The organism is Oceanobacillus aidingensis (genome assembly GCF_042654105.1).
GTDB lineage: Bacteria > Bacillota > Bacilli > Bacillales > Amphibacillaceae > Oceanobacillus > Oceanobacillus oncorhynchi.
On sequence record NZ_JBHSFT010000027.1, the window covers coordinates 1 to 1,617 of the forward strand.

A 1,617-nucleotide genomic window follows, 5' to 3' on the forward strand; every position below is an offset into this window, starting at 1 on the left:
TAGAAAGACTAACTATATAAAGTCAAGTGAGAAATAAAAGAGATGGTTTTAGAGTTGAATAATGATTTTACAGAAATGAAAGCACACGAAATAAACCTGAGAAAAGTTCTTTTTTCGCAAGGTTATTGTCTAATTTCATAGGGTTCATTCTTCTTGAGTATCGCATGAATGATATAGCACAGTTTTCTAGCGACAGCTCCAACAGCCGTGAGGTGATGCTTTCCTTCTGAACGCTTTTTTTGATAGAAGTCTTTAAGAACAGGATCGTGATGTGATGCCACCAAAGCAGCTGAAAATAAAGACTTTCGCAAATAAGGTGACCCTCGCTTGCTCATGACGTTATGTGTAGCTTCATATTCACCAGATTGTGTGACAGAAGCATCTAAACCAGCATAAGCTACTAACTTTGCAGGATTGGAAAACTTATGAATATCGCCAATTTCTCCAAGAATAGAGGCACCGTTAATGGGGCCGATTCCTGGAACGGTTTCAATGACGGAATGTAGCGTATGCATAATTTTCTTGATTTCCATTTCTGTTTCCTTAATTTGTGTTTCGAGAAACTTCAGCTGTTCAATCATAGAGCGAAGTTGGAACGTAAAGGCATCTTGGGCAAATTTGATTCCAAAAGAGTGTGACGCTGCCTGTTTTAATGATTCTGCTTTTTCCATACCTAATCGACTTCGACTGGCTTCACTAAGTAATTCAGCTAATGTATCCGCCGGGACTTTATGAAGTTTTTCAGGGGAGCTATATTCAAGTAAAATTTCTTTGGACGCTTTTCCAAAGATACCTATTTTGCTAAATACAGAATCGTATTCAGGAAATACTTGATCCAATACGGCAATAATTTTTCGTTTAAAGTCACTGGATGTGCCAACCAAATAAGTACGATAACGAGACAATTGTTTGAGAGAGAATATGTTCTCATCGGAAAGGGATGTTTCTATGAAAGCTCCATAGCGAATTAAGTCTGCGATTAATACAGAATCGATAATATCATTCTTTCGTTTTCGAATTTCTGTTCCTTTCCGCCAACCATCTGTTTGAATGGGATTCAGGACATGGATTAAAAGATGACGGTCATGTAAAAATGAGTAGATGGCTAACCAATAGTGCCCAGTAGCTTCCATACCTACAGTAAAGTCGTCTATGGAAGGGGAAAAGGATTGGAGTTTTGTAAGTAATTTTTCTCCACCTTCTGTTGTGTTAGGAAAAGAGAATCCTTTAAGTACAACCTTGCCTTCTTCATTCATAACAGAAGCTACATGAGTACGTTTCCCAATATCGATACCAAGGTAGAACATGAAATCACCCTTAAAAAATATTTTGGATTGAATGCCACTCATCTGAAAAGCGTTACTACCTTGTCCTAGATACGGAGTAAGGCGAAAGCCTTCAACATCTAACTCATTCGTAAACTGCTTATCAGAGAGAGGCGCCAGTCTTTCGATAACGAGTTCATAGACCCAAGGAGAAAACGGCTTAACCTCTCAATCCAATAAATATATTATCTCAGAAAAACTGAGTTAATATCTAACTAAATTACTTTGGTTCATAGAGTTTCCTATTAAAAATCGGAAGATAAAAACTCTAAATATAATATACAAGGAGAAA

At 37.2% G+C, this 1,617-nt stretch carries 1 protein-coding gene; it reads right to left on the reverse strand.

Going from position 1 to position 1,617, the window contains the following annotated elements:
• Positions 1 to 122: 122 nt before the first annotated feature.
• Positions 123 to 1,307 (reverse strand): IS110 family RNA-guided transposase, encoded by a 1,185-nt coding sequence (locus ACFO3P_RS14535; RefSeq protein WP_379542472.1) that lies wholly within the window; start codon positions 1,305 to 1,307, stop codon positions 123 to 125.
• Positions 1,308 to 1,617 lie beyond the last annotated feature (310 nt).

Excerpts from the sequence above, each read along its gene's own strand:
- ACFO3P_RS14535 (WP_379542472.1), bottom strand. The coding sequence starts at position 1,307 with ATGTTCTACCTTGGTATCGATATTGGGAAACGTACTCATGTAGCTTCT.